Source organism: uncultured Fibrobacter sp. (assembly GCF_937877005.1).
GTDB lineage: Bacteria > Fibrobacterota > Fibrobacteria > Fibrobacterales > Fibrobacteraceae > Fibrobacter.
Genome location: NZ_CALEFV010000227.1, coordinates 1 through 4,081 on the forward strand (window position 1 = coordinate 1; position 4,081 = coordinate 4,081).

3 protein-coding genes are annotated in these 4,081 nt (G+C 50.2%); 1 reads left to right on the forward strand and 2 read right to left on the reverse strand.

What is annotated here, in order from left to right:
• Nucleotides 1-276: 276 nt before the first annotated feature.
• On the reverse strand, nucleotides 277-1,164 hold the full coding sequence (locus Q0628_RS10155) for a patatin-like phospholipase family protein (RefSeq protein ID WP_298770687.1): 888 nt from the start codon (nucleotides 1,162-1,164) through the stop codon (nucleotides 277-279).
• Between the two features lie 118 nt (nucleotides 1,165-1,282).
• Between Q0628_RS10155 and Q0628_RS10160 the strand changes: the two genes are divergently transcribed.
• Nucleotides 1,283-2,152: a lysophospholipid acyltransferase family protein gene (locus tag Q0628_RS10160; RefSeq protein ID WP_298770689.1), complete on the forward strand. Its 870-nt coding sequence runs from the start codon at nucleotides 1,283-1,285 to the stop codon at nucleotides 2,150-2,152.
• A 72-nt stretch (nucleotides 2,153-2,224) separates the two neighbouring features.
• Here Q0628_RS10160 and Q0628_RS10165 read toward each other — a convergent pair whose 3' ends face one another.
• Nucleotides 2,225-3,823 (reverse strand): glycosyl hydrolase family 5, encoded by a 1,599-nt coding sequence (locus Q0628_RS10165; protein WP_298770691.1) that lies wholly within the window; start codon nucleotides 3,821-3,823, stop codon nucleotides 2,225-2,227.
• Nucleotides 3,824-4,081: the final 258 nt, after the last annotated feature.

The following is a 4,081-nucleotide window of genomic DNA, read 5'->3' on the forward strand; positions in this document are numbered from 1 at the left end:
AGGCCAATTATAGAACTTTTACTCCCTTCCGTCAAGGGCTCCGGCCGTTTTTTTTCACTTTTTTTCGATTTTTTGCGAAATAACTGCAACATTCCCAATTACGCTACAATCAATCAACAAACTATCAACAATTTAATTCAAAAAGACCCCCTGATTTAAATTCAAAACAGTCAAAGAGTTATGCGAATCGCCCTAAAAAGAAGAAGACAGTCGCGAACAATTCGCGACCGTCTTCTTTCTAGGGCTAACGAACCCGTTTTAGCGCTACGGATAAGCCTACTTGCCCGCTACCGTAGACTTTACGAAATTGCACACCTTCTTTCCGACCTGATCGTAGAGAACATCCCAAATTTCGGAGACTTCGTCGACAAGGGAAAGATCATCCATCGCAAACTTGGATAGGACCTGCGGAGCTACGCGGCAGACATTCGCTTCGCCAATGTTGGCGCAGGCTTCGTAATAGCCCGAATTGCCGGTGCGCGCAACCCATTCGTCCAGAATGTACTTACCCCAACCGACAACGCTCTTGTCCTTGGGTGCAGTATTCGGGCGCATCATGCCCGTGTTGAAGGAAAGGATCTTGTAGTTGCCCTTAAATTCCTTTACTTTGTTCAAACCGGATTCCAGAACCATGATCGGGTCGTTCGCCCACATGCCGCCATCGCAGTAGATTTCCTTTTTGCCATTCTTGTTGCGGCTGACCGTATCGAAGTACGTCGGTGCAGAGCAGCTAGAAAGAACAGCGAACCACTGCGGAGTCGAGCCATCGCCACGGTCCCAGACCTTTTCGACACTTTCGCCATTCATAAAGGTGGACGGGATAAAGATAGGCTTGCTGAACTCATACATCTGCTTGTAGAAATTCTGCTGCAGAAGTTTCTTGAGTTTGGAATTATCGTAACGGTAATAGTTGTTCGTCAAAATCTTCGCGGCACTCACCTTCGTGAATATTGCAGACAAATTATTTTTATAAAGATCGTAGAGCTGAGAGGCGGTCATTCCGTTGCAAAGACCTGCAGCCACGATAGAACCCGTCGACGTACCCGCAAAGGCGGCTCCCACCTCCGCAAGATTCATCTTGAGATCGGCCTCGAGACGGCGCATGAACTGAAGCGGGCCAATACCGAGGGCTCCACCACCCGAAATAGAAATAGTAAGTTTCATTAGATTCTCCTTTAATTTTTACAAATAAAAGATGCGCCATTGAAAATAACTTGTATAAATTCATAGCGCACCAGATTTTTAGTAAAATAATCGCTACAAACTTTTGTAGATTGTAAGCATGCGATGCATCCACAAAACAGTCTCGCGCATTTGCGCCAAGGTGTTCGCCCAGGCAGGCACACACCTGCTAACTCTGAGCGGGTGGAAACGCAGCACGGTAGAATCGAACCTGATACATGTCTATGGCACAGGCAAGATGTCTGCAGACAAAAGAGCAGCATTCTACAGACAAGTTATAGAAAACCTGACTCGACATGCGGGCGAGATTCTTTTTCGCTTTGACGAATACAAGAGCCTGCCGCAGAAATTGGAAAGCTACCCCTGCCGACGCGGAAGGAACCTATACGAAATCGCCTCAGGAAGTGCCGCCACGATACAGAAAATGCGGCAGGGAGGAATATTCCTGACGGCTCACTACGGCAACTACGAGGCGATGGGCCCGTGGCTCTGCCGCCTCGGCATTCCACTGAAGGCAAGTCACATTCCGCTAAAACCCTCTTGCCTAAACCGCTTTGTCGAAGACAAGTTACGCAGCGTCGATGGAAAAAGTTATGCAGTGAACCCGAAAAACCCGCGCGAGTTCCTACGGATCCTAGACGACGGCAATCTCTTCTGCCTGCTCGCAGACCAGGACAGCCGCGTTCCCAGTGCCACGACAGGATACTTTCTGGGACAAAATGCACGCATGAACCCGCTACCCGACTTTTTGCTGAAACACCGCCCGGACACGCCCGTTTTTGCATGCTGGATCGAGGAATTCCACAACATGAAGGTGCTCCACGCCGATGAGCTGCTTGCCGAAGGCGATGGCAAGATCATGGAAGCATTCAACCGTTGGCTAGAAATGCGCATTCGCGAACAGCCTGAGCTATGGTACGGCTGGACGCACCGACGCTTCTATAGCGTAAGCCCCGACCGCTACAAATAAAAAATGTCCCGCGAAGTTATCGCAGGACTTTGTCAGACAATCTTCGATTGTGTCGGCGAGTCGCTCTTGCTACTAATTGTATTTGCTTGTGTTACAACCCTGCGGATATTCATCGGTTAAGCATTCCAGCGTATCAAGGACATCACCTTCTTTGAAGGTGGACCAGTCGTCGTGCCATTCGTAACGGTTGTCCTTGGTCGGATTGAGTCGCGTCATGTAATGGTCGATCAAATACTGCGGACATTCGACTTCTTCAATATAATAGGTCGGATTGTCGGCTGCCATGTACCAGTCGGCAAACCAGTGGCAGCCACGCAGCAGGTTGGGAAGCCCGGCACTGCCAAATGCGGCATCGCACATGTCCTTTACGCACTGCTGGTACTTTTCGAGAGTATTGTCATAACCGAGAGTTTGCTGGCATTCGGAAAGGAAGCCACCGAACCCCGCACCCCAGTTGATGTTTTGACCGTTTACCTGTACAGAGAGCGCATCGAAGGCACCCACGCCGCCACCCGGAACCATCAGGTCAAACTGGCCTGCGGGGAATTTTTCATTAGCACCGGCAACATCGTGACCAATATTGGAAGCCATCACGATCATGTGCTTGCCCTTAAGCGCCTGGTGCGTCGCCTTGGGTTTGTTATTCTCACTTTCGTCCTTAAAGCTGCCGTCGTATTGCAGATGGTAGCATTTGCCGCAAGTTCCATCAGCCGTTCCCGCGACATAGCCGTAGGAGAGTTGTTCGTTTACAGCAATCGGAGCCATATCGGTGCAAGTGAATACTCCCTTTTCTTTTGCAGCACCACAGGCACTTGTCGTGCCCGTATAACCGAACCAGTACGGACTCAGTCCTGTCTTGCCATCGACGTATGCAGCTAATGTAAAGGTCGGCACTTCTACGTCGTGGATGTTACAGTTACGGGCGGTCGTTCCACCAGCCACATAGGTTTCCTGCGTCGTAGTATCCGTCTTGCCTTCTTGACCGTTGCTGATCCAGGAGCAGTGCGGCTTGCAGGCGTCCCAGTAGCGGGTGTTAAAGCCACGCCTACCCGTCGAACTGATGTCCTTCGTATATTCGGCAGGAGGTTCGCCGTAAGATTCGATCGTCGGGAATCCGCTCGCATCCAGTTCGGGATCCGTATTGGCAGAGCTGCTTTCCGGCTCGGTTCCGTCGCTAGAAGTCGGAACTTCGCTTGCCGAAGAGGTCGGATCCGTATTGCCGCCGACAGAGGAAGAACTCTGGCTCACGACTTCACCCGTATTGGGATCGATCACGGCATTCGCTTCACAGATGGTCAGAGCGTTCAGATCCACGCCCTGAACTAGAACAGCACCAGCAAAATCGACAATGTTGCCTTCGACATACGAACCCAGGGGAACGCCCGCAGCATCGGTCACGCTGCCATCGGCGTAAATAACCATGTAGCCCGTGCCGACATCCATAAGCCATGCCGGATTGAGGAGCTGCACCTTGCTGCAGGGACCTTCCGGAACGGCACTTCCCGAGGAACCCAGGTCGACACTTCCCGAAGAACCGAGATCGGCACCTGCCGAAGAAAGTTCAGTGTTATTGATGTCGTCGGATGCTCCGCTCGAGGAATCATCACCGCAGGCGCAGATCATGGCGACCGCGCTTGCCGCAATCATTGTCTTAAAAATGCTCTGTTTCATATAGCCTCTTTTTTTGCCAACCCAAACATTGGCTCATTCGGGGTTAAAAATATATTCTGGACGCACAAATTCAAAGTAAAAACAGATTATAAAAAGATAAAATGTTCTCTATGTGTACACAAAGCAGTAAAAAAAGGCCGCACTTGACGTGCAAGCCTTTTTAATGTGTAGTGTGTGATGTGTAGTGTGAAATGATTCATTCCTCATCTCACATTCCACATTTCACACTTATCACTAGTCCCTGAACTTCACCTGCTT

Excerpts from the sequence above, each read along its gene's own strand:
- Q0628_RS10155 (WP_298770687.1), bottom strand. The coding sequence starts at position 1,164 with ATGAAACTTACTATTTCTATTTCGGGTGGTGGAGCCCTCGGTATTGGC.
- Q0628_RS10160 (WP_298770689.1), top strand. The coding sequence starts at position 1,283 with ATGCGATGCATCCACAAAACAGTCTCGCGCATTTGCGCCAAGGTGTTC.
- Q0628_RS10165 (WP_298770691.1), bottom strand. The coding sequence starts at position 3,823 with ATGAAACAGAGCATTTTTAAGACAATGATTGCGGCAAGCGCGGTCGCC.